Raw genomic sequence first — 23,997 nt, 5'->3', positions numbered from 1 at the left:
TGTCGTTCGCAGGATTCAGTGGTCAAGCTTATTCGCCCGTCGCACGATAAGGGCCGCTTTGTGCTGCCCCCACTGTTCCGCAAGGCTGTTAAAGAAAGTTCTGAAGGGCGGATTGTCTGCCTGGCAAAGCACGAGCGCTGGAATTGCCTCACCGGCTTTGGCCTGTCCCGGAAAACCGAACTTGAAGAGCAGATTGAGCGCGAGGAAGACCGCGCCATCCGTCTCGATAAAGAATTCGACCGTGATCTGCGTGCGATGCAGCTGTTTGGCTTTGTCGAAGTGCCGTTTGATGACAGCGGGCGCTTTGTAATGCCTGACCATCTGCGCAGCCTCGCGCAGGTTGACGATGGTCTGTACTTCCACGGCGGTGGGCGCTTCTTCACGATCTGGAACCCAGATCAGCTCGCGCAAATGGGTGAGCAATGGGAAAGTGCGCAGGCCGCCTGCGCCAATCTGGTTGCAGAAGTCGAAGCGAAGGGGCGCAAGAAATGACGTCCTCCGCCGCCCTTGGCCAGAACGCGCCCCACGTCCCCGTTCTCCTCGAAGAAGTGATCGCCGCGCTTAATCCCCAGCCTGGCGATGTTATTGTCGACGCCACTTTTGGTGCCGGCGGCTATACTCGTGCGCTGCTTGATTGCGGCGCTACCGTCCATGCCTTTGATCGCGATCCTGACGCGATCTCTCAAGGCCGCGGATGGAGCGAGGCGCGTAGTTCCCCTCCGCGCTTGGTGCTTCATCCGCGGCGTTTTTCCGAGATGGTGAGCGCGATGGAAGAGGTGGGTGTTGCCCAGGTTGACGGCGTGGCAATGGATATTGGCGTTTCCTCCATGCAGCTTGATCAGGCGGGGCGCGGTTTTGCGTTTTCGGTCGATGGACCGTTGGACATGCGGATGAGTCAGGCGGGCGAAAGCGCAGCTGATTTTCTCAATTCTGCCGATGCCGATACGATTGCCGATGTGCTCTATGAATACGGCGAGGAGCGCCAGTCGCGCCGGGTTGCCCGCGCTATTGTCGCGGCGCGCCCGCTGGAGACGACCGGTGATCTGGCGCGGATTGTTCGCAAGGCGCTGGGCTATAAGCCGCATGACAAGAAAGACCCGGCAACGCGGTCGTTTCAGGCCGTGCGCATCCATGTGAATGACGAGCTGGGCGAATTGCGCAGTGGCCTGTCAGCGGCAGAGCGCTTGCTACGCGCTGGCGGCAGGCTCGCCGTGGTCAGCTTTCACAGCCTCGAAGACCGCATGGTCAAGCGCTTCCTGCGCGAAGCATCCGGCGCAGGCCGCGCCGTGTCGCGCCATCTGCCCGGTGAAATTCCCGGCGACCCGCCCGTGTTTGAGAAACTTTCCAAAGCGATCCGTCCTTCCGAGGCTGAGATCGAACGCAATCCGCGCGCGCGCTCTTCCACCCTGCGCAGCGCCATCCGAACAACCGCCGATGCAAGGAGGCTTGCGGCATGATCGTTTCAGGTTCTCGTATGCGTCAAATCGGCTGGGTTGCGGTGCTTGCGCTGTGCGTCGGGATGTTTCTCCTGCTTAGCTTCCGCGTGCATGCCGTAAAAAGCGAAGTTCTGTTGGCTGAACGGCAAATCGTTGAGTTGGAGCGCGAAACGCTTGTGCTGGAAACCGAGTTTCAGGCGCGCGCCAATCAGCGGCAATTGGCCAATTGGAACATCGTTGAATTCGGTTATCTCGCGCCGCGCGCCGACCAATATCTTGAGGGTGAGCGTCAATTGGCGAGCCTGGGTTCACCGCAAGTTCCCGGTGCGCCTAGCCCGATCCGTGTCGCCCGAGCGGAGCCGCAGAGGGAATGCCGTCGCCGCTGCGGTCACGTGAAATGGTCTCGCCGATTACGGGTGCGCCTGTGACTTTGGCTGCGACACAGGTTGAAGAGAGCGCAACGACAATGTTCGCTGAGGCCTTCGGTGACTTCCTAGTAGAGGCCTCGCCCATCCGGGCGGCGCAAGCGCGCGCGGGCAGCAGCTCTTCGGTCACCCAAGCAGCGGCAGAGACGGCTGAATGAGTGCCTTTGCGGCTCGCCCGGCCATCCCCGCAGGCCGCATCCAACTCGTCAATTTGCGCTATCGCTCGCTATTGACGGCGCGTTGGCGTGTGCTCTGGATTGTGCTGGTATTTGCGCTGGTCGCTGCGGCTGCCATCTTGCGCATTGCCTATCTGGGTTTTGCTGGCCACGCTCCATCACGCACCAGCCTGGCGGAGCAATTGCTGCCGCCGCGCGGTGAGATTACCGATCGCAACGGCGTTCCGCTGGCGCGTGCTTTTCCCGCCTATGCCCTGTGGTATGCGCCAACCGCCATGGGCGATGGCGGTGAGCCACTGGTAGCCTCGCCTCAAGATGTTGCCTTGAAACTGGCCAATATCTTCCCGGCGATGGATGTGAATGACACCGCCTCGCGCCTGGCTTCTGGCCGGGCGGGTTATTTGCGCCGCCGCATCCTGCCAGAAGAGGCGAACAAGATCATGCGCCTGGGCGAGGTCGCGCTGCAAATCCCGCGTGAGACCGATCGCCACTATCCGCAAGGTTCCTTGGGTGCGCACATTCTTGGCTACGTTGCTGCTGATGATCGCGGCCGCGTCGGTATGGAAGCGGTCCTGGACGAGCAATTGCGCGATCCGGCTTTGCGTTCTCAGTCGGTGCCGTTGTCGATCGATATGCGTGTTCAAGGCGCGCTCGAAGACGAGCTGAGCAAGACGATGCTCGCCACCAATGCGCTGGGCGCGGCAGGGTTGGTGCTCGACGTCGACACGGGCGAGGTGATGGCGCTGGCTTCCCTGCCAGAGTTCAATCCCAACCGGATCGATGCCGCTGGTCAGGCCAACATGATGAACCGCGCCACGAACCAGGTGTACGAGCTCGGCTCTACGTTTAAGCCGCTAACCGTCGCCGCCGCGATTGATGCCGGTGTGATCACGGATCTCAGCGCCAATTGGAACGCGCGCCCGGTCAAGATCGGCTCGATTGAGCGTGCAGATTATTCTGACAAAGGCGCAACGCTCAACATTCCTCAGGCGCTTGCCTATTCTTCCAACACCGTCACCATGCGGGTCGCGGATCAACTGGGTCCAGAGCGGCTACGCCAGACTATGATCGACCTTGGCATGAACGAGCGGCCCTATATTGAGCTGCCCGCGAAAGGCCATCCGATCTGGCCGCGCGGCGATTGGTCGCGGCTTACGAATATGACGGTCGGCTATGGCCACGGTATTTCGGTCACACCGTTGCACTTGGCGACGGCCTATGCCGCGATGGTCAATGGCGGGATCTGGCGGCCTGCAACTTTGCATAAGCTGGAGGCAGGACAGGCACCACGCGGCCGCCGTGTGTTCAAGACCTCCACATCCTCGCGGATGCGCCAGCTGCTGCGGATGATTTCGATTTACGGCACCGGGCGCAGCGCCGATGCGCCGGGATACCGTGTGGGCGGAAAGACCGGCTCTGCTGAAAAGCCAGTCAAAGGCGGATATAGCAAGACTAAGCTGATTTCGTCCTTCGCTGCGGCGTTTCCGATGGACCGCCCGCGTTATGTTGTGGTCGCAGTGATTGATGAACCACGCGGCACTGTGGCAAGCTCTTTCCAGCGGACAGCGGCGTTTAACGCAGCTCCGGTCGTCGGGCGGCTCGTGCCGCGAATTGGCCCCATGCTGGGTGTGCGGCCAGATACGACGCGCGACGTCGATATTAGTGATCTTCGCTTCTTGGTGGAGGGGCGCAAATGAAACTTGGAAATTTAGCGCAAAGGGCAGGGTTGCCTTGTGAAGAAGGCGCAGACCTTAGCGTGACAGGCTTTGCCATCGATCATCGCAAGGTTGCCCCCGGTACGGTTTTTGGGGCGTTTCAGGGCCTGACCTTCAATGCAGAAGACGTCATTCCTGAGGCGATTGCCGGTGGAGCTGTCGCCATCGTGACGCGTCCTGGCGTTACGGTGGAGGGCGCATTTCATATCGCCAGCGACAATCCGCGCCGTGACTTTGCCCGACTTGCCGCCGGTTTTTTCACGCCTGTCCCGCCGCATATCGTGGCGGTTACCGGCACCAATGGCAAAACCTCAACCGTAGAGATGACCCGGCAAATCTGGCGCATGTGCGGTGAACGCGCAGCCAGCATTGGCACATTGGGCGTAACCACGCCGGATGAGAGCGTTTCCACCGGGCTCACCACGCCGGACATTGTCACTTTCCTATCAAATATGAGCGGTTTGGCGCGCGAAGGCGTGAGCCATGTGGCCTATGAGGCCTCTAGCCATGGCCTCTCGCAATATCGCAACGAAGGTATCTCCGTATCCGCCGCAGCTTTCACCAATTTCAGCCGTGATCACCTCGATTATCACGCTGATATGGATGACTATTTTTCGGCGAAAATGCGCTTGTTCAGCGAAGTTCTGAAGCCGGGCGCAGCGGCAATCATTTGGGACGGCGGGGATAACAGCGAGTGGACCCGCCGTGCCGCCGAGCACGCGATGTCCTCAAATTTGCGCGTGCTCATTGTCGGCAAGGTGGGGAGCGGTTCCAACGCGTTCCTCCGCCTTGTCGATCGCAAGGCAACGCAGCTAGGTCAGACGATTGACGTCGAGCATGAGGGGCGCGTTTTTTCGATCAAGCTCCCGCTGATCGGTGAATATCAAGCCGCCAACGCGATGGTCGCGGTGGCCCTGGCGATTGCAACCGGCAGCGATGCCGCCCAGGCGCTGGACGCGATTTCCCGGCTTCAGCCGGTACGAGGGCGAATTGAGCGGGCCGTGATCAGCCCGGCGGGCGCGCCTGTCTATGTCGATTATGCTCATACTCCCGATGCTTTGGCGGCGGCGATTGCTGCGCTGCGCCCTCATGTGGCGCGCGGGCAGGGCGGGCGTTTGATCACCGTGTTTGGCGCTGGCGGAGACCGCGACCCCGGTAAACGCGAAGCGATGGGCGCCGCCGCCTCTGACAAATCGGATATCGTAATCGTTACAGACGACAATCCGCGCGGCGAAAGCCCGGCGGCCATTCGGGCGGATATCATGCGCGGGGCAGCGGCCAGCGCGCGTGAGATTGGTGACCGGCGCGAGGCGATTGGTGAGGCCATTTCGCTCGCCGGAGAACACGACATTGTGCTGGTAGCGGGCAAAGGCCACGAGCAAGGGCAGATCATCGGTGCAGGAGAGAATATGCGGGTTTTGCCGTTCGATGACGTAACGGTTGCGCGCGAATGCGCCGCTGCTGGCGGTTCGGGGTCTGGCTCATGAACGCGCCGCTAGTCCACGCCGCGCTGCGCGGTTGGCCGGTAACGGCGCGCGATGAACTCAGCGGAGCGCTGTGGAGTTCGCGCGACGTCGAGGCGGCAACGGGCGGCACGGCCAGCCACCATTTCCAGGCCTCCGGCGTTGAAATGGATTCCCGCGATGTGCGTCCCGGCGATTTGTTTGTCGCGCTCAAAGGAGAGGCGATGGACGGCCACCGTTTCCTCGACAAGGCCTTTGCCGCAGGTGCGGTTGCAGCCATCACCGACCGGGCTGTGGACTATCCGCATGTGCTGGTCAAAGACACCAGCGCCGCATTACACGCGCTGGCCCATGCTGCGCGCGATCGCAGCCCCGCGGTGCGGATTGGCGTCACCGGATCGGTCGGTAAAACCGGCGTGAAAGAGGCGATCTTCGCCGCACTAGACCGGGCCAGCAGAGGCGCGGCGCATCGCAGCGTTCGTAGCTATAACAATCACGTAGGCGTACCACTCAGTCTTGCTCGGATGCCCGCGCGCAGCCTGTTTGGCGTGTTCGAAATGGGCATGAACCATGCGGGTGAGATCGCGCCGCTGGCCGATCACGTGCGCCCTGACGTGGCACTTATCACGACGCTCGCGCCTGCACATATCGAAAATCTTGGCTCGATGGAGGCAATCGCCGATGAGAAGGCAGCGATCTTCACTGGTCTGACGCCGGGCGGCACTGCGATCATTCCGGCTGATACCGACTATACCGAACGGCTTATCGGCCATGCCCGTGCGGCGGGTGCGACGGTTGTGACCTTCGGCCGCCATGCGGACGCCGATGTGCGACTGCTCGATGCCATTCCGATCAGCACCGGAGGTTCGCTGATCACAGCAGACCTCGGCGACGCGCGGCTGTGCTATTCGATTGCGGAGCCGGGCGAACATTGGATTGCCAATTCACTCGGCGTCATGGCGGCAGTGCGCGCAGCGGGCGGCGATCTCGCCGCAGCAGGCTTGGCACTGGCTGAAATGGGCGGCCTTAAAGGGCGCGGTGCGCGTTTCCAGATTGATCTGCCCGGCGATGGCAAGGCCTTGCTGGTCGACGAAAGCTACAATGCGAACCCAGCGTCTATGCGGGCAACCTTGCGGCAATTGGGCCAGACGCCAGCGCTGCGGCGGGTCGCGATTTTGGGCAGCATGATGGAGCTGGGCGATTTTAGCCCGCGCTTCCACCGGCAACTGGCCGAGCCGCTTAATGATGCGAGGGTTGATCACGTTATTCTGGTTGGCGAAGAGATGCGTGAACTCGCCTATGAATTGGGGAAATCAGGCGGCGTTCCGCTTGGCAACCCGGGCAGCTTTACGCATTGCGACGGTCCGGCTCAGGCGATTTCCATGCTCAGCGAATTTGGCATCAATGGCGGGGACGCAATCCTTGTCAAAGGGTCAAACTCGGTCGGCCTTGGCGCTCTGGTTACCCATTTTACGCAAACGCACCCGGTTGAGGGGCAACAGGACGACTAAATGCTGTATCTGCTCGCCGAATGGCTCGGGTTTGAAGGGATCTTCAACCTTGTGCGTTACCAGACGTTCCGTGCCGGAGCGACGCTGCTGACGGCGTTGCTGATCGGCATGGTGATCGGTCCGCGCTTCATCAACATTTTGCGCGTGCGCCAAGGTAAGGGGCAGCCGATCCGTGAAGACGGGCCGGAAAGCCACTTTGCGAAGCGCGGCACGCCGACCATGGGCGGATTGATGATCCTTATATCATTGGCGCTGTCGCTGATGCTGTGGATGGATCTGCGCAGTCCGCTGGTCTGGGCCTGCCTCGCAGTGACGGCGGGTTTCGGGATCATCGGCTTCCTCGATGATTACGACAAAGTCTCCAAGAACAGCCATGCGGGCGTACCCGGCCGGGTGCGGCTTGCGATGGAGTTCGTGGTCGCTGGCATCGCGTCTTACATCATCGTCAGCCAGATCAGCACCGATCTTTACGTCCCGTTCTTCTCTGACGTCTCGATCCCGCTGGGGCCGTTCTATTACTTCTTTGCCGCCTTCGTGATCGTCGGTGCGGGCAACGCGGTGAACCTGACCGACGGCCTTGATGGGCTGGCGATCATGCCGGTGATCATTGCCGCGGGCACCTTCGCGATCATCGCCTATCTCGTCGGACGCACCGACTTTAGCGAATATCTCGGCATCCCTTATGTTGAGGGCGCGGGCGAGCTAGCAATATTCTGCGCCGCGATAATCGGCGCGGGTCTCGCGTTTCTATGGTTCAACGCGCCGCCAGCGGCGGTATTTATGGGCGACACGGGATCGCTAGCGTTGGGCGGAGCCTTGGGCGCCATCGCGGTCGCCGCGCACCACGAGATTGTGCTGGCGATTGTCGGCGGCCTGTTCGTGCTCGAGGCGGTTTCGGTCATCGTTCAGGTCTTCTGGTTCAAACGCACGGGCAAGCGGGTGTTCCGCATGGCCCCGATCCATCACCATTTTGAACAGCTCGGTTGGAGCGAGAGCAAGGTCGTGATCCGGTTCTGGATCATTTCGATCGTGCTGGCGCTCGCTGGGCTGGCCACACTGAAACTGCGCTAAGGAGAGCTGCACCAAAGTGATCACTTCCGCTGCCTTTGCTGGAAAACGCTATGCCGTGCTCGGCCTGGCGCGGTCTGGCGCGGCCACGGTGGAGGCCTTGCTGGCGAGCGGCGCGGAAGTAACCGCGTGGGACGAACGCGAGGAAGCGCGCGAGGCGTTTGTTGGCCGGTGTGATCTGGCTGATCCCTTGCAAATCGACCTCACCGGATTTGCAGGCGTTGTGGTGTCGCCCGGCGTCCCGCTCAACACCCATCCAATCGCGCCCTATGCCGCGAAATTCGATGTGCCTGTGATCGGCGATATTGAACTCTTCGCCCAGGCCCGCGCTGATCTGCCGCCGCACGAAGTGGTTGGCATTACCGGCACCAATGGCAAGTCGACCACAACTGCGCTGGTCCATCACATTTTGCAGACCGCTGGCGTGCCCAGCGTGATGGGCGGCAATATCGGTGAGCCGATTTTGGGCCAGGATCCATTGCCAGAAGGCGGGGTCTATGTGCTGGAGCTGTCGAGCTATCAGATTGATCTGACGTTTAGCTTGGACTGCGATGTCGCGGTGCTGCTGAACATCACGCCGGATCACCTGGACCGGTACGATGGCAGTTTTGAGAAATATGCTGCGAGCAAGGCCCGTCTGTTTGAGATGCAGTCTGGTGATAGCTGTGCGGTGGCGAGAGCTGAAGATTGGTTCTTCGGGCAAAAAGCTGGCTTACGCGCAAACGGAAAGTATCTCGAGGTTTCCGACGATATCTTCTTCCAGAGCAGAGACGTGCCCAACGCGGTAACTCCCGATGAGCAAAGTCGCTGGCCTGCTCTACAAGGCCCACACAATCTTGAAAACGTCGAAGCTGCAATGGCTACGGGTTTTGTCCTTGAGTTGGCAGCAAATCAAATTCGCGATGGCCTCCGATCCTTCCCTGGCCTCCCGCATCGTATGGAGCGCATTGCTGAGATCGCTGACATAACCTTCGTCAATGACAGCAAGGCGACCAATGCGGATTCCACCGCACCGGCCATTGCCGCGTTTCCGCCTGACCCCGATCCCCGCGTGCGCTGGATCGTTGGCGGCTTGGCTAAGGAAGACGGCCTCGGCTCGCTGGCTGGCCTGATGGATCACGTCGCGGGCGCCTACACGATTGGCCGCGATGGCGAGATGTTCGCGCAGGCCATTCAGCCTGTCGCACCGGCGCAATATTGTGAAACGCTGGGACAGGCCTTTGCCAAGGCGCATGGTGATGCGCGTGCGGGCGATGTGGTGCTGTTCTCACCTGCTGCTGCCAGCTTTGATCAATTCCGAGATTTTGAAGACCGCGGTCAGCAATTCCGCGATCTCGTCCATGCCTTGGGAGAGGCCGCATGAATTCCGTCGGTTCACCGGCTTACGGCCCCTACGCGCCCGGCCGCAGCGGCGGATCGTTCCACGCGCCTGTCCCTGTGCGGCGCGGGTGGATGGGTGACCTGCGCATTTGGTGGCGCGAGGTTGATAAATGGCTGCTTGGCCTGGTCCTCGTCATGATGCTGATCGGCACCGCTGCCGTGGCCGCTGCCTCGCCCGCCAGTGCAGAGCAGCTGTCAACCGCCGAAGTGCGCCTCGACGAATTCCTATTCCTGAAATCGCACGTCGTATGGCAAATCATGGGCGTTGGCGTGATGATCGCCACCAGCTTTGCCAGCCGCGATAATGCGCGCCGCATGGGCATCTTGCTGTTCGCCGGAATGCTGGCGCTGCTGTTCCTCGTGCCGATTATCGGGGTCGAGAAGAACGGTGCGCGCCGCTGGCTGGAGGTGGGCATGTCGCTCCAGCCCTCTGAGTTCTTGAAGCCCGGCTTTGCCATTGCGCTCGCGTGGATATTAAGCTGGCGGCTTCGCGATCCGAATTTGCCAGTGCTCACCTTCGTGACGATGATCATGGGCCTCGTCGCGGGTCTGCTGATGCTTCAGCCAAACCTGGGCGCGACCATCCTGTTTGCAGGCGTGTGGTTCGTGCTGGTGCTGCTGTCGGGCGTATCGGTGCAGCGGATCAGCGCGCTGGTCGGCGCGGGCGTGGTTGGCCTGACTGCGACCTATTTCCTTTATGACAATGCGCGCCACCGGATCGATGCGTTTCTTGGCGGCGGCACAGCGTTTGACCAGGTTGATCTGGCTCAGCGTACTCTGCTGGCTGGTGGTTGGACCGGCAGCGGGCTGTGGCTCGGCATTCGCAAGATGAACCTGCCAGAGGCGCATACAGACTATATCTTCTCCGTCATTGGCGAGGAATATGGCCTGATGATCTGCGCGCTGATCGTGCTGCTCTATCTGGCGATTGTCGCGCGTGTTCTGGTGCGACTAGTGGATGAAGAGAACCTGTTTGTTTTGCTCGCGGGTGCCGGATTGGTCACGCAAATCGGCGGTCAGGCCTTCATCAATATCCTCGTCAATCTTCAGCTGTTCCCATCGAAAGGCATGACCTTGCCGCTGATCAGCTATGGCGGCTCGTCAACCTTGGCGGTGTGCTTTACATTCGGTCTGTTGCTCGCAATCACGCGGCGCAATCCATTCCTAAAGCGTGAGACGCCGGGACTGAGAGACTTTCTAGAAAATAAGGAGGAGCGCGAATGAATACCGATGCTCCCAAGTCCAATCGTCATTTCGTTCTCGCCGCTGGCGGGACCGGCGGCCATTTGATCCCGGCCTTTGCGCTGGCGGCGGAGCTGGATGCACGCGGGCATCACGTGGCCCTGATCACGGATGAGCGCGGCGCGAATATCCCGGGCAAGCCTGATTATTTGACGGCGCATGTCCTACCCGCTGGCCGGTTTGGCAAAAACCCGCTGCGCTGGCTGGGCGGTGCGCGCGCCGTGCGCGATGGCCGCAATATGGCGCTGCGCCTGTTTGACGCGTTTGAACCGAGCGCGGTGATCGGCTTTGGCGGCTATCCGGCTTTCCCTGCGCTGCTGGCCTCGACCAAGGCTGGCATCCCCAGCGTCGTGCATGAACAGAACGCTGTGCTTGGGCGGGTCAACCGACTGCTCGCGGGCCGCGTCGACGCGATCGCCACCAGCTATCCAGAGGTTGAGCGCCTCAAAGAGAAATACGAGACTAAGGTTTATCTGGTCGGCAATCCGGTTCGGGCACAGGTGCTCGAGCTGCGCAAGCAGGATTTTCCCGAGTTCACGGATGAAGGCCTGCTGCGGGTGCTGGTGACTGGAGGCAGTCAGGGCGCAAGCATCCTTTCGGAAGTGGTGCCCGATGGCCTAGCGATGTTGCCGCCTGCTCTGCGCGGCCGCTTGCAAGTGACGCAGCAATGCCGCCAGGAAGATATCGATGCCGTGCGTGAACGTTATTTGAGCCACGATATCCCGGCCGAGCTCGGCACCTATTTTGAGGATATGGAAGAGCGCCTGGCCGATTGCCACGTCTTCATTGGCCGGGCAGGCGCATCGACCATTGCCGAGCTGACCGCGGTTGGCCGTCCCGGAATTCTGATTCCGCTGCCGATTGCGACCGACGATCATCAGGCCGTCAACACCCGAGAGATTGTGGCCGCTGGCGGCGCGCGCATGGTGCGCCAAGCGAACTTTGTGCCCAAGGAACTGGCCAAGCAGATTCAGGCTATGGCGCAAAAGCCGCGCGAGCCTCGCCAACGCCGCGCATGGCGCATGGAATTGCGGTCGCCCGGATGCGACGAAGGACCTCGCGGACTTAATGGAAAGCTTTGGCGGGGCCGACATGATGGATGTGATCCGTGTCGGCGAGGGCGAAAAGCGAGCCCCCGCGACCAACACCGCCGCTGAAGGCGCGACCAAGGACGCTGTTCGGGATTCTGCCGAATGAAGGTCCTTCGACAAGCTCAGGATGAACGGACGCCCTTCATCGGAGACCTCCGATGAAGGGTGTTGCAACCGACATTGGCACGATCCATTTCGTCGGGATCGGCGGGATCGGCATGTCGGGCATTGCCGAGGTGATGCACAATCTTGGCTATGGCGTGCAGGGCAGTGACCTGGCCGAAGGGCCGAGTGTGGAGCGCCTGCGCGCGCGCGGCATCACCGTGCATATCGGCCACGAACGCGAGAATGTGGACGGCGTTAGTGTCGTCGTCACCTCCACCGCTGTTCGCCGCACCAATCCAGAGGTTGCCGCCGCGCTGGAAAACCGCATCCCAGTGGTGCGCCGCGCCGAAATGCTGGCCGAGCTGATGCGGCTCAAATCCACCGTCGCGGTGGCTGGAACGCATGGCAAAACGACCACCACCAGCATGATTGCCGCGCTGCTTGATAAGGGCGATGTTGACCCGACGGTAATCAATGGCGGGATCATTGAGCAATACGGTTCCAACGCGCGCCTCGGCGATAGCGATTGGATGGTGGTCGAGGCAGATGAGAGCGACGGCAGTTTTTTAAGGCTGGATGGGACGATCGCGGTCGTTACAAATATCGATCCGGAGCATCTCGACCATTACGGCGATTTCGACGGCGTCAAACGCGCCTTTGTTGAGTTCATTCACAATGTCCCGTTTTACGGGGCAGCGATCCTGTGCGTTGATCATCCCGAAGTACAGGCGGTGATAGGCCAAGTGCGCGACCGCAAGGTTGTGACCTATGGTTTCTCTTTGCAGGCCGACATTTGCGGCGTGAACATCCGCCCGCATGAAGGCGGCAATTGCTTCGATGTGATCATCCGCCAGCGCGGCGAAGAAGATCGCCGGATCGAAGGCGTCGATCTGCCCATGCCGGGCCGCCACAATGTGCAGAATGCTCTCGCCGCAATTGCGGTCGCGATTGAGATGGGCTGCGCCGACGATGTTATCCGCGAGGGCTTTGGCCAGTTTGGCGGGGTTCGCCGCCGCTTCACCAAGGTTGGGTCCGTCCCGGTCGATGGCGGCGCTGTCAGCATTATCGACGACTACGCTCACCACCCGGTTGAAATCCGTGCCGTGCTGGAGGCTGCGCGTGAGGCGGCTTCTGCTGGCGAGAGCGAAGGCCGCGTGATCGCGGTTGCCCAGCCGCACCGTTATTCTCGCCTCAATGATCTGATGGAGGACTTCCAAACCTGCTTCAACGAGGCGGACGAGGTCTATGTCACCCCGGTTTACGAAGCGGGCGAAGACCCGATTGAAGGCGTCAGTTCCGCCGCACTCGTCGCGGGCCTCAAATCACGCGGGCATCGCTCTGCGCAAACGATTGAGGATCAGGCGTCTTTGGCGAGCGCGCTGGCAAGCGACATTCGCAAGGGCGACATCGTCGTGTGCCTGGGTGCGGGTGACATCACCAAGTGGGCGGCGGGCCTCGCTGGTGCAATTGAATCGAAGCGGAACGCATGAACGACATGGTACAACCCGATGACTGGAACGATCAGGATAGCGGCATGGCCCCCACCTGCGCGATTGAGGGCGGCGCGAACGCGCCTGTGCCGATCGAGAACATTCGCGGTCGTCTGACGCAAAACGCGTCTTTGGCAAAATTCGTCTGGTTCAAAAGCGGCGGCAATGCCGATTGGCTGTTTGAGCCTGAAGATCTGGATGATCTGAAGAACTTTTGTGAGCAGTTGGACGGGGAGATTCCTGTCATGGCGCTGGGCGTCGGCTCCAACATGATCATCCGCGATGGCGGCGTGCCTGGCGTGGTGATCAAGCTGGGCAAGGAATTCTCTGAGGTCGAGATCACCGGCGAAACAACGCTCACCGCGGGGTCCGCTACGCCGGTCAGCATTGTGTCGCGGCGTGCAGCGAAAGCTGGGATCGACGGGTTGTCATTCTTCACCGGCATTCCCGGATCGGTTGGCGGCGTTACTCGCATGAACGGCGGATGTTATGGCCGCGAAACCTGTGATGTGCTGGTCGATTGCGACGTCATTTTGCCCGATGGGCAATTCGTGACTCTGACCAACAAAGACCTGCAATACAGCTATCGCCATTCCGCATTGCCCGATGGTGCGATTGTCGTCGCCGCGCGGTTTGAAGGCTTTCCGGGCGATCCGGACACGATCAAGGCTGAGATGAACCGCATCTCCAGCGAGCGCAAAGACTCGCAGCCAATCGGCAGCATGACCGGCGGGTCCACGTTCAAAAACCCGCCTGGCCACAGCAGCTGGAAACTGATCGATGAGGCGGGCTGCCGCGGCCTGAGGAACGGGGCTGCGCAGGTGAGCGAAAAGCACTGCAATTTCCTGATCAACACCGGCAATGCAACCAGCACCGAAATCGAAGGTTTGGGCGAAATGGTGCGCGAGAAAGTCTATGCCCATTCCGGCATTCAACTGGAGTGGGAAATCAAGCGGGTGGGCAGGCCGTGAGCAAAGATCTCAGTGCCTTTGAGTTGAAAATACTCGACAACATCAAAGAGCATGGTTGTCAGGTGAACCATGTGTTTGATCCTGATGGTGTTGAACAAGCGAAGAGCTATTCGATTGGATACCCAAAAACTGTAGGCCAACCTGAAGTGATCGTATTTGGTCTGGGTAACGGCCTAATGCATTCCATGATCAACGATTTGATGGACAAATGCCGTGGTGGATTAGTTATGGCTGACGGATTGTCGGTTTCTGGCCTCTTGAATGGATTTGAGTGTGTATTGCGGAGTGTCCGTCCAGAGCACATCATCCCTGACCATTTCAATTCCGCTATCTGGTATTCTAAACATGCTGGTCTTGGACCAATGCAGACGGCATTCCAGATTGTTTGGCCGAGCTCGAGCACCGCTTTGTATCCGTGGGATAAAGATGTTGTCCAAGAAGTAATCGATGCTCAGCCCGCTCTGTATGAGGAGGCCGCATGAGCAATTCCGCAGCCCTTCATATCGCTGTCCTGATGGGCGGCTGGGCCGCAGAGCGCGAGGTCTCTTTGATGACCGGCAATGGCATTGCCGATGCGCTCGAGAGCAAAGGCCACCGCGTCACCCGGATTGATATGGGCCGCGATGTTGCTGCGCGGATCGCTGAGGCGGCGCCAGATGTGGTGTTCAACGCGCTGCACGGCGTGCCCGGTGAAGACGGCACGGTGCAAGGCATGCTCGATCTGATGGGTGTACCTTACACTCATTCCGGCGTTGCGACCTCTGTGATCGCAATTGATAAACAGCTGACCAAGCAGGCGCTTGTCCCGCATGGTATCCCGATGCCGGGCGGGCATATCGTCGCCTCTGAAGAGCTGCATAGGCGCGACCCGCTGCCGCGTCCTTATGTGCTGAAGCCTGTAAACGAAGGCTCATCCGTGGGCGTCGCGATCATCACTGAGGATAGCAATGTCGGCAATCCGATTGCCCGCGCTGCAGAGGGGCCCTGGCAGGAATTTAAAGAGCTGTTGGCCGAACCTTTTATCAAGGGCCGAGAGCTCACTACTGCGGTGATTGACGGGCCAGATGGGCCGCGCGCGCTGGGCGTGACGGAGCTGATCATCGAAAGCGGCTTTTACGATTACGAGCACAAATACACCGATGGCTGCACGCAGCATGTCTGCCCGGCGAATATCCCGGCAGACATTGCGGCGCTGTGCGAAAGCTATGCGATCCGCGCGCACCAATTGCTCGGCTGTCACGGGGCGAGCCGCACGGACTACCGCTGGGATGACGAGGCAGGAGAGGCCGGTTTGTTTGTGCTGGAGACCAACACCCAGCCGGGCATGACGCCGCTAAGCCTCGTGCCAGAGCAGGCTAAACATGCCGGAATTGATTATGCCGATCTTGCAGAAATGATCGTGCACGAGGCGCTCAGGATACATGGGGCGGCGAAAGCCGGTTCTGCGGCGCCTGCCAAGCAAACAGGAGGCACTGATGGCGCAGATTAAACGCGGCGGAAAAGGTGTAAGGCGCGCAGTGAAGGCATCGAGCCGGGCGAAAACCGCACGGCAAGCGCGGGCGCGCACTAGTGGCGTGCTCGACAGTGTGATCGGACTGCTACCGTTCACTGACGAGCAATTGCAGCGCATTTTTCTTTCGATCATCATTGGCGGTGCAGTGGCGCTGGCATGGTTCATCGCCAGCCTCGCAGGCGTTCCGGCTATGGCCCAGGCGCAGGTCGCGCATCTCGCCTCGGACGCTGGGTTTGAGGTCCGCCGCGTACGCGTGACCGGCACCAGCCGGATGGACGAGCAGCACGTCTACAGCCGTGCGCTGGCTCAGCGTGATCGGCCCATGCCTCAGGTTGAGCTGGAGGCATTGCGCGAAGAATTGCTGGAATTGCCGTGGGTCAAGGACGCGCGAGTTTCCGCTCAACTGCCGGACACTTTGGCGATCGACATTGTTGAGCGCACGCCGCATGCGGTTCTGGAGAAGCCCGATCGTTTGGTCTTGATCGATGCGGAGGGCACTGAGTTGGAGCCGGTTGCGCGCGACAAAGCCAAGGAAATGTTGATGATTTCCGGTCCGGGCGCCAGCCGTCAAGTGGCCGATCTAGACCGCTTGCTGGCCACTGCACCTGCGCTGAAACCGCAGATTGAAGCGGCAGAATGGGTTGGCAATCGCCGCTGGAACCTGTCATTCAAGACCGAGCAAATCCTAGCTCTGCCAGAGGGCGATGACGAAGCGGCCACGGCGCTGGTCAAATTCGCGCGGATGGACGGGCAAAACCGCTTGATCGGCGGACAAGTCGCGACCTTCGACATGCGTGCGCCGCCGCGCATCTACATGCGCGTGCCGGGACGTTCTGACCAATTGCTCGCCAATGCGTCTGGCACCGGAGGAACACCGTAATGGCAAGCTCCAAGGGTCACAGCTCCGCCGGTAAAGCGCGCCTTTCGAAGATTTTTGGCGCGGTTAATATCGGCTCGTTCCGCATCTCGGCCATGATTATGGGTGAGACAGAGAACGGCGATCTCATCGTGCTGGGCTCTGGCCACCGCGCAAGTCAAGGGATCAAGCGCGGCTATGTGATCGATATGAGAGCGGCAACCTATGCAATTCGCGACGCGGTGGAGCGGGCGGAGAAAAACGCCGGTGCCAGCGTGCAAAGCGTGTGGGTGGCCTGCGCGGGCGCAGGCCTGGCTAGCAATGTCTCCAAGGTTGAGATTGAGATCGGCGGGCGCCGGATCGAAGAGGAAGATGTTGAACACCTGCTGATTGCGGCGCGCGACACGATCCAGCCCGACGGACGGATGGTCCTGCACGCTCAGCCTGCGCATTACACGCTCGATGGCGCGCATGGCGTCGCCAATCCGCGTGGTCTCCATGCAGAGCGCCTGGGTGTAGATGTGCATGTGATGCTGGCTGATGGCGCGCCTGTGCGCAACCTAACCGAAGTCGTACAAAGCGCGCATTTAGAGGTGGAGGGCGTAGTCGCTGCTCCGCTCGCCACCAGCTATGCAGTGCTGTCGCAGGAAGAACGCGAGCTGGGCGTTGCCTTGGTCGAAATCGGCAATGATGTGACCAATGTCTCCGTCCACGCTGGCGGCATGCTGCTTGGCCTGCGCGCACTGCCCTATGGTTCTGGCGATATCACCGATGCGATCGCCAGCGCCTTTGGCATTCGGCGGTTTCAGGCAGAACGGCTGAAATGTGTCTCGGGATCTGCTATTGCCTCGCCAAGCGATCACCGCGAGATGATCCCGGTTAACGGGCCGGGCGATGAAGTAACCGGGCCATTGGCACGCGGTGCGGACGATAAGAACCGCATTGCACGGGCAGAATTGGTCTCTGTGGTGACGCAAAATCTCTCCCAGCTCACCGATGAAGTGGGCCGGGCGCTGAAGGCGATGGGCTTTTCCGGCTCGCGTGCAGGCCAAGTGGTTCTGACAGGCGGCGGAGCTGAGCTTGCTGGTCTCGCCGAATTTGCGCAAGGTGCGCTAGGGATGCCAGTGCGTATTGGCCGCGGGCCGACTTTAACCGGGCTACCCGAGGCGCATTCTACGCCGGGCTTTGCGACATTGGCGGGACTGTGCCTCTATGCCGCAGATGATCCGGTCGATATTCGCGCGATTGGCTCGCAATACCAGCAGACCGCCAAATACGGCGGCGGCGTTGTAGGGACACAAATGGCTGCGCGATTATTCCGCGCGCTTAAGGAATACTTCTAAAGAGCCTTGGTAAGAGGCCGAAGGACAATTGAGGCTCTGTGGATAAGGGTTGGTGCGCTATAACCGCGAAGACGCGAATGTGGCACAAGTATTGAAAAATATTACGTATGGCGGGACAAGGATGGGTCGTCTCTCGCCTGAAAGGGATAATTGATGAGCATTAATATAGGACCAGCAGCGAGCGATGACATGCGGCCCCGCATTACCGTGGTGGGTATTGGCGGCGCTGGCGGCAATGCGATTGCGAATATGATTGAATCCGACATCGAAGGTGTCGAATTCATTGTTGCCAACACGGATGCTCAGGCGCTGAGCAGCAGCCCGGCGGCGACTCGCATTCAGCTGGGGCCGGATATCACTGGTGGCTTGGGCGCAGGCGCTCGGCCAGAAGTGGGCAAAGCGGCGGCGGAAGAAACCGTCTCTGAAATCGAAACCGCGCTGGAAGGCGTGAACATGGTCTTCATCGCCGCTGGCATGGGCGGCGGCACCGGCACTGGCGCAGCCCCAGTGATCGCAGAGGCCGCTCGCCGCAAAGGCGTGTTGACGGTCGGTGTGGTGACCAAGCCATTCTTGTTCGAAGGCACGCGGCGGATGCGCGCGGCAGAGGCTGGCATTGACGAGCTGCAAGAGCATGTCGACACTCTGATCGTTATCCCGAACCAGAACCTGTTCCTGGTCGCGCAGGCAGAAACCACCTTCAAAGAAGCGTTCCAGCTGGCCGATGAAGTGCTGCAGCAGGGCGTTCGCTCGATCACCGATCTGATGGTGATGCCGGGCCTGATCAATCTCGACTTTGCCGATGTACGCTCCGTGATGAGCGAAATGGGCAAAGCCATGATGGGCACAGGCGAGGGCGAGGGCGAAAACCGCGCACTCGATGCGGCGGAACAGGCGATTGCCAACCCGCTGCTCGATGGTGTCAGCATGCAGGGCGCCAAGGGCGTGATCATCTCGATCATCGGCGGCGAAGACATGAAGCTGCTCGAAGTCGACGAGGCGGCAAATCACATTCGTGAACTGGTGGACGATGATGCGAACATCATCTGGGGCAGCGCGTTTAATCCCGATCTAGATGGCAAGATCCGCGTCAGCGTGGTCGCAACCGGTATAGAGCAAGGCGCGGTTGGCACGACACGGGACAGCGCGCCTGTCGCTTTGTCGAGCGCGCGCGCGCCGAAGCGTCCAGTTCTGCCGTTGCCCGGTGAAGAAGAGGTCGCGGAGGCTGCTGAAGCTGAACCGTTGACCCTGTCAGAGCCCGAGCCAATGATCCTGTCCGAACCGGAAGTGGACGAGATCGAAGAAGAAGCAGAAGAAGAGCCGATTTCGGTGGAGCCGTTTGATCTTTCCGGCATGCAGGCAGGCGATGATCTGGGCGAGCCGGACGATGATGATGTTGATGGCATTGTCGACCCACTGGCCGGTTTGCGCGATGCAGAAGCCGGTTTGGGCGATGGCGGCATGCCAGAACCAGCAGATGATGACGCGTTTGGTTCGGCCGCAGAGCCGGGCTTTGGCGCGGACGCGGAGGATGAGAGTGACGAAGGCGAAGCCGCTCTCGATCTGACCGCAGAAGTACCCGAAGACGATGCGGATAACGGCGATGATTTGCTCGCCAGCGCAGACCGTCTGGCTGAAGAAGACAATACGGTTGAATCCGGCGTGCCTTCGCGCCGGTCCGGCATTCTTGGCTCCGGCCATGGTGATGGCGCCAGCGCAGGTGGCGGCGGTGCGGCAGGCGCAGCCTCTGGCGGTGGCAGCACTCTGTTTGAACGTATGGCCAACCTCTCGCGCAGCTCCGGATCGGACGATGCGGAGGACGAAGAGGAAGAGGATAAAAGCGGCGAAGATGCACCAGCACTCAGCATTCCGCGCTTCCTCGGACGCCAGAACAACCAGTAACCGCGCGCAAAATGCGTTTCATTAATCGGGCGGGTGCAGCGATGCGCTCGCCCGATTTGCGTTAGGCTTGGTCGCACCGCTCTAACCCGCCGCCTCGATGCTCTGCGGCTCAATGCCAAGCGCTTCCAATGATGAACGGGGCGAAATTCTCCAATGCGCGGTGTTCACCTCGCTTTCAGTTCGCTTTCGCTAGCGAAAGTGGTCTAGTTAGAGGAACTATGATTCTGCGGTCCCCCCGTTCGCTTTTTCTGTCCGGTATTGCCCGGCGTATGCCGCTTGCGATGCTTGCCGCCAGCGCCGGACTTGGCTTGAGCATGGCCGCCGCGCCTGCCCACGCGCAAGACAGCGGGGCGACATCGCGCGAAGTGGTGCAGCCGTTGCCATCGGCTCAGGTTCAGCGTCTTAACCGCGCGCTGCGGCGCTTGGCGCGCAGTCCGCGCGATCTCAGCACTCTGATAGAGGCGGGCAATGCGGCGATGCTGCTGGGCGATATGGATGCAGCGATTGGCTTCTTTGGCCGCGCCCAGGATATTTCACCGACGGACTCTCGGGTCAAGATGGGCATGGCAGCGGTTTTCCTTCGCTCGGACCGACCCATCGAGGCGCTGAGGCTGTTCAATGAGGCAGAGGCCGCTGGCGCTTCCTCCCGCGACGTTATGGGGGATCGCGGTCTGGCCTTCGATCTGGTTGGCAACAATCAAGCCGCCCAGGCGAGCTACCGCGATGCATTGGCGCTCACCGAAGACAGTGAAGTGGTCCGGCGCCTCGCGCTGAGCCACGCAATTGCCGGGAATAAGCAAGCATTTGAGGCGAGCCTGAGGCCGCAATTGGAGGCGCGCGATTTTGCCGCTTTCCGCACGCAGGCCTTTGGCTTGGCGATATTGGGCGAGCAAGACGAAGCAGCGGCGATTGTCGATGCGGTGATGCCGCGCGATTTGGCCGCGCGTATGACGCCCTATCTCGCCTTTATGCCGCGCCTGACCAAGGCTCAGCAGGCGGCCGCCGCCAATCTCGGTATCTTCCCCGCCGCCGCGCAAGTGGGCCGCGATGATCCGCGCATTGCGGAATATGCAGCACAGGGCAGAGCCATTGCGAGCGCAGCGGACACCCGTCTTGCCCCTGCGGGAGAACCGCTGGGCCGGGTTGCCGATGCGGGTGATACCGCCGAGCAGAGCTTTACCCCCGGCGTTGAGCAGATCGAGCCTTCTGCTTCCACGCCTCCCGCTGCGATTGCTGCGGCGCCCGAAACGCAGCCTGCTACACCTGCTTCGGCAAAGACTGTTCGTGTGGCCCGCGCAGGTGAAACTGCCGCGACTGCTCTGGCTGGAGGAGAATCGCCGCGCCCAGGGTTTGACCTCGCGCGGATCAATACCCGCGAAACCGAACCCGCCCCACGCGCAAGTGTTGCCGATGCCTTTGCCGAGTTTGGCTCCGATGTGCCGCGCGTTACAAGAGCCGGTGAGGGAGCGGTCGACCTGGCTGCGATTGAAATCCCGCGTGAGAGCGAGGTCGAAGCGGAACCGGAAGAACCAGAGCATCCGCGCCGACAATGGGTGCAGGTTGCAACGGGCAAAGATCGCTCGGCTTTGCGGTTCGATTGGCGGCGTTTCAACCGGACTGCACCGGATGAATTGAGCGGCCTCAATCCGCATGTCGTGCGTTGGGGAGAGGCCAATCGCTTGCTCGCCGGGCCGCTCGGCACTGCGCAAGAGGCCCGTCAACTGGTCACGGCCCTGCGCGCCCAAGGTCTGGATAGTTTTACTTATACCAGTCCAGAAGGTCAGGAAATTCAGGAACTTAAATAGAATTTTAGGTTACGAACAGGTTTCTGTACACAGGCTTTGAACAGCGCAATGGGGTTCTCCCCAGCCGCCCACCGCATTCACATTGCCAAGCGACCCTTTGCCGATGCATCTGTCATTGCCGATGACAAAGATAGCCAAACCATGAGACCGCGCGAGAACGAATTCAGCGCTTCGGAAGATGCCGCGCCGGTCGATATGCTGGCGGCCTTGTTCGAGGCGCGCGGCTGGCCGTGCGAGATCGTATCCAATGACGAGCTGACCGGTGAAGTGCAGGGCAGCTGGACGAAGTATCAACTGCGCGCGATCTGGCGGGCAGAGGATAATGTGCTGCAATTTATCGCGCTGCCCGACATTCGCGTGAGTGCAGAGAAGCGCCCGGCGGCCTATGAATTGCTTTGCCTGGTCAATGAGCAGATGTGGCTCGGCCATTTCGACATTTGGTCAAACGGCGATGTGTTGCTCTATCGTCACGGCGCGATGCTGGGCGATGATGGCATGCTCAGCCTGACCCAAGCGCAATCGCTGGTCGAAACGGCGATTGATGAATGCGATCGGTTCTATCCGGCATTCCAATTCGTGCTGTGGGGTGACAAGGCCCCGCGTGCCGCGCTCGACAGCGCGCTTGTCGATGCCGCTGGCGAGGCGTAACTCTCTCGCTGGTTAGACGCGATTGGTAGGGGCGATTATGTCCAAGGTTCTCATTTTTGGCTGCGGCAATATGGCGGGTGCGATGCTGGCTGGGTGGCTGGCGGATGGGGCGAACCCGAGCCGCTTTGTGGTGGTTGACCGCTCCATGGAGCGCGCGCCCGGCGGTGTGGATCTGTACCGCGAGATTTTGCATGATTCCGATCATGATGCGATCCTGCTTGGCGTAAAGCCTCAGCAATTATCGGACTTGCGCCCGCTGCTTCAGCCCGCTGCGGGACCGAAAGTGGCGGTGCATTCCTTGCTAGCGGGGATCACTCTGGCGGGCCTTGCAGAGGCATTTCCTGATGCCCGCGCGCATGTTCGCGTGATGCCCAATCTCGCCGCTCGTATCGGCAAATCGCCGGTCATTCTGGCGCAAAGCGGCCTTGATGCAGCGGAGCGTGACAGTGTTTTTGCGCTGTACGATCGTTTGGGCAGTGCAGTCTGGCTGGAAGATGAGGCGCAGTTTAACCTGATGACTGCGCTGGCGGGCTCCGGCCCAGGCTTTGTCTACCGCTTTATTGATGCGCTTGCTGGTGCGGCGACGGACCTCGGGCTTGATCGGGCTTCGGCCGATCGATTGGCACTGACCATGGTGGAGGGCGCAGCCTCTCTGGCGGGCAATGCGACAAGCTCTCCAGGGCAACTGGCCGATCAAGTGGCCAGCCCCGGCGGGATGACGCGCGAAGGCCTAAATGTGCTGGATGATGGGGCTGCGTTGCGCGCGCTTTTGCGGGCGACCTTGGCCGCAACCGCGCAAAAAGGCGATGAATTGGCATAAAGTGACGATAAATCAGCGTGATAGCAACCTTAACGTAACGTAAGCACCGCCAAACGGTTTTGCTTGAAATACACGGCAAAAATCACGATATTACTTGGTGAAGGCGCGTATGTCCGCGCCCGCTTCTAAATGTAGGGATGATCATGTCTGATTGGAAAGACACTCAGCAATCACAGCAAGCCTTTGGCTCTTCTGTACCCCGTGCTTAAGCGGGAACCTTGCCGGTGAGACGTATGATGAGGGCCTGCGCAAGCACATGCTCTCAATCTACAATTACATGAGCTCGGGCGTATTGCTGACAGGTATTGTCGCAATTCTGTTTTCCTGGGGCGGTGTTGAATCGCCAGCCTATTGGCTCGCCGTAAATGGCGGCCTGTTGTTCTGGGCGGTGAAGCTTGCGCCGCTGGCCTTCGTGCTCGCGATGAGCTTTGGCCTGCACAAGATGAGCCAGTCGACCCTGCAAATCGTGTTCTGGTCGTTCGCGACCGTCATGGGCATTTCGATGTCGACGATTTTCCTTGTCTACACCGGTGAATCCATCGCTGTGACATTCTTTGCCACGGCTGCGGCCTTCGCTGGTCTGTCGCTGTGGGGCTACACCACGAAGAAAGACATTTCTGGCTGGGGCAGTTTCCTGATCATGGGCGTGATCGGCCTGATCATCGCCATGGTGATCAACATGTTCCTGGGATCGGAAACCATGGCATTTGTCATCAGCGGGCTCGGCGTGCTGATCTTTGCTGGTCTGACCGCTTACGATACGCAGATGCTGAAAAACCAGTATCAGCAGATCCGCGGAACGTCCTTCATCGGCAAAGCCGTGATCATGGGCGCGACCAATCTGTATCTCGACTTCGTGAACATGTTCATGTTCCTGTTGCAGTTCCTCGGCAACCGCGACTGATTTGAACGCACAGCCAGCGCGGTTTGACGCAAACCTTGCCGCGCCAACCGATAAATGATTGCAAACTTTTGATGCCCGGGGCGTTTAGAGCGCTCCGGGCATTTGTTTTGATGCCCAAGCGCAGTAACCCATTGCG

At 60.3% G+C, this 23,997-nt stretch carries 20 protein-coding genes and 2 pseudogenes; all 22 read left to right on the top strand.

Annotation, left to right across the window (positions count from 1 at the left end; all coding sequences use genetic code 11):
- The first annotated feature begins 18 nt into the window (after window positions 1-18).
- The 22 genes and pseudogenes from AC0V6Z_RS00200 (at window position 19) to AC0V6Z_RS00095 (ending at window position 23,861) form a co-directional block, all read left to right on the top strand.
- Window positions 19-492 carry a division/cell wall cluster transcriptional repressor MraZ gene (locus tag AC0V6Z_RS00200; protein ID WP_472639448.1) on the top strand — a complete coding sequence of 158 codons (474 nt, stop codon included), beginning with the start codon at window positions 19-21 and terminating at the stop codon, window positions 490-492.
- On the top strand, window positions 489-1,457 hold the full coding sequence (gene rsmH, locus AC0V6Z_RS00195; protein ID WP_472639447.1) for a 16S rRNA (cytosine(1402)-N(4))-methyltransferase RsmH: 969 nt from the start codon (window positions 489-491) through the stop codon (window positions 1,455-1,457). The genes AC0V6Z_RS00200 and rsmH overlap by 4 nt, the downstream gene beginning before the upstream one ends.
- Window positions 1,454-1,864 (top strand): hypothetical protein, encoded by a 411-nt coding sequence (locus AC0V6Z_RS00190; protein ID WP_472639446.1) that lies wholly within the window; start codon window positions 1,454-1,456, stop codon window positions 1,862-1,864. Before rsmH ends, AC0V6Z_RS00190 begins: the two co-directional genes overlap by 4 nt.
- Window positions 1,861-2,019 (top strand): hypothetical protein, encoded by a 159-nt coding sequence (locus tag AC0V6Z_RS00185; protein ID WP_472639445.1) that lies wholly within the window; start codon window positions 1,861-1,863, stop codon window positions 2,017-2,019. The genes AC0V6Z_RS00190 and AC0V6Z_RS00185 overlap by 4 nt, the downstream gene beginning before the upstream one ends.
- A complete protein-coding gene (locus tag AC0V6Z_RS00180) occupies window positions 2,016-3,734 on the top strand; it encodes a peptidoglycan D,D-transpeptidase FtsI family protein (RefSeq protein ID WP_472639444.1) in 1,719 nt (572 codons plus the stop codon). The genes AC0V6Z_RS00185 and AC0V6Z_RS00180 overlap by 4 nt, the downstream gene beginning before the upstream one ends.
- Complete coding sequence (locus AC0V6Z_RS00175) at window positions 3,731-5,239, top strand: UDP-N-acetylmuramoyl-L-alanyl-D-glutamate--2,6-diaminopimelate ligase (protein WP_472639443.1); 1,509 nt, start codon at window positions 3,731-3,733, stop codon at window positions 5,237-5,239. The genes AC0V6Z_RS00180 and AC0V6Z_RS00175 overlap by 4 nt, the downstream gene beginning before the upstream one ends.
- Window positions 5,236-6,726, top strand: a complete 1,491-nt coding sequence (locus AC0V6Z_RS00170) for a UDP-N-acetylmuramoyl-tripeptide--D-alanyl-D-alanine ligase (protein ID WP_472639442.1) — start codon at window positions 5,236-5,238, stop codon at window positions 6,724-6,726. The genes AC0V6Z_RS00175 and AC0V6Z_RS00170 overlap by 4 nt, the downstream gene beginning before the upstream one ends.
- Window positions 6,727-7,797 carry a phospho-N-acetylmuramoyl-pentapeptide-transferase gene (gene mraY, locus AC0V6Z_RS00165; protein WP_472639441.1) on the top strand — a complete coding sequence of 357 codons (1,071 nt, stop codon included), beginning with the start codon at window positions 6,727-6,729 and terminating at the stop codon, window positions 7,795-7,797.
- Between the two features lie 16 nt (window positions 7,798-7,813).
- On the top strand, window positions 7,814-9,157 hold the full coding sequence (gene murD, locus AC0V6Z_RS00160) for a UDP-N-acetylmuramoyl-L-alanine--D-glutamate ligase (RefSeq protein ID WP_472639440.1): 1,344 nt from the start codon (window positions 7,814-7,816) through the stop codon (window positions 9,155-9,157).
- The gene (locus AC0V6Z_RS00155; RefSeq protein ID WP_472639439.1) at window positions 9,154-10,398 is read left to right on the top strand and encodes an FtsW/RodA/SpoVE family cell cycle protein; all 1,245 of its coding nucleotides are present in this window, start codon (window positions 9,154-9,156) and stop codon (window positions 10,396-10,398) included. The genes murD and AC0V6Z_RS00155 overlap by 4 nt, the downstream gene beginning before the upstream one ends.
- Window positions 10,395-11,613 (top strand): annotated as a pseudogene (gene murG / locus AC0V6Z_RS00150) (undecaprenyldiphospho-muramoylpentapeptide beta-N-acetylglucosaminyltransferase). The gene AC0V6Z_RS00155 and the pseudogene murG overlap by 4 nt, the downstream one beginning before the upstream one ends.
- 52 nt (window positions 11,614-11,665) lie before the next feature.
- On the top strand, window positions 11,666-13,102 hold the full coding sequence (gene murC / locus AC0V6Z_RS00145; RefSeq protein ID WP_472639438.1) for a UDP-N-acetylmuramate--L-alanine ligase: 1,437 nt from the start codon (window positions 11,666-11,668) through the stop codon (window positions 13,100-13,102).
- A gap of 5 nt (window positions 13,103-13,107) precedes the next feature.
- Window positions 13,108-14,073, top strand: coding sequence for a UDP-N-acetylmuramate dehydrogenase (gene murB, locus AC0V6Z_RS00140; RefSeq protein WP_472640803.1), 966 nt, complete (start codon window positions 13,108-13,110; stop codon window positions 14,071-14,073).
- Window positions 14,070-14,555 (top strand): DUF4262 domain-containing protein, encoded by a 486-nt coding sequence (locus AC0V6Z_RS00135; RefSeq protein WP_472639437.1) that lies wholly within the window; start codon window positions 14,070-14,072, stop codon window positions 14,553-14,555. Before murB ends, AC0V6Z_RS00135 begins: the two co-directional genes overlap by 4 nt.
- Window positions 14,552-15,562 (top strand): D-alanine--D-alanine ligase, encoded by a 1,011-nt coding sequence (locus AC0V6Z_RS00130; protein ID WP_472639436.1) that lies wholly within the window; start codon window positions 14,552-14,554, stop codon window positions 15,560-15,562. The genes AC0V6Z_RS00135 and AC0V6Z_RS00130 overlap by 4 nt, the downstream gene beginning before the upstream one ends.
- The gene (locus AC0V6Z_RS00125) at window positions 15,549-16,466 is read left to right on the top strand and encodes a cell division protein FtsQ/DivIB (protein WP_472639435.1); all 918 of its coding nucleotides are present in this window, start codon (window positions 15,549-15,551) and stop codon (window positions 16,464-16,466) included. Before AC0V6Z_RS00130 ends, AC0V6Z_RS00125 begins: the two co-directional genes overlap by 14 nt.
- Window positions 16,466-17,785 (top strand): cell division protein FtsA, encoded by a 1,320-nt coding sequence (gene ftsA / locus AC0V6Z_RS00120; RefSeq protein ID WP_472639434.1) that lies wholly within the window; start codon window positions 16,466-16,468, stop codon window positions 17,783-17,785. Before AC0V6Z_RS00125 ends, ftsA begins: the two co-directional genes overlap by 1 nt.
- Before the next feature lie 153 nt (window positions 17,786-17,938).
- Window positions 17,939-19,684, top strand: coding sequence for a cell division protein FtsZ (gene ftsZ / locus AC0V6Z_RS00115; RefSeq protein WP_472639433.1), 1,746 nt, complete (start codon window positions 17,939-17,941; stop codon window positions 19,682-19,684).
- A gap of 218 nt (window positions 19,685-19,902) precedes the next feature.
- Window positions 19,903-21,489 carry a tetratricopeptide repeat protein gene (locus AC0V6Z_RS00110; RefSeq protein WP_472639432.1) on the top strand — a complete coding sequence of 529 codons (1,587 nt, stop codon included), beginning with the start codon at window positions 19,903-19,905 and terminating at the stop codon, window positions 21,487-21,489.
- A gap of 141 nt (window positions 21,490-21,630) precedes the next feature.
- The gene (locus AC0V6Z_RS00105; protein WP_472640802.1) at window positions 21,631-22,137 is read left to right on the top strand and encodes a type III secretion system chaperone family protein; all 507 of its coding nucleotides are present in this window, start codon (window positions 21,631-21,633) and stop codon (window positions 22,135-22,137) included.
- A gap of 37 nt (window positions 22,138-22,174) precedes the next feature.
- Complete coding sequence (locus AC0V6Z_RS00100; protein WP_472639431.1) at window positions 22,175-22,957, top strand: pyrroline-5-carboxylate reductase family protein; 783 nt, start codon at window positions 22,175-22,177, stop codon at window positions 22,955-22,957.
- A 143-nt stretch (window positions 22,958-23,100) separates the two neighbouring features.
- A pseudogene (locus AC0V6Z_RS00095) lies at window positions 23,101-23,861 on the top strand (Bax inhibitor-1/YccA family protein).
- Window positions 23,862-23,997: the final 136 nt, after the last annotated feature.

Source organism: Erythrobacter sp. SN6-5 (assembly GCF_057364945.1).
This window is presented reverse-complemented; position numbering and strand designations above follow the sequence as displayed.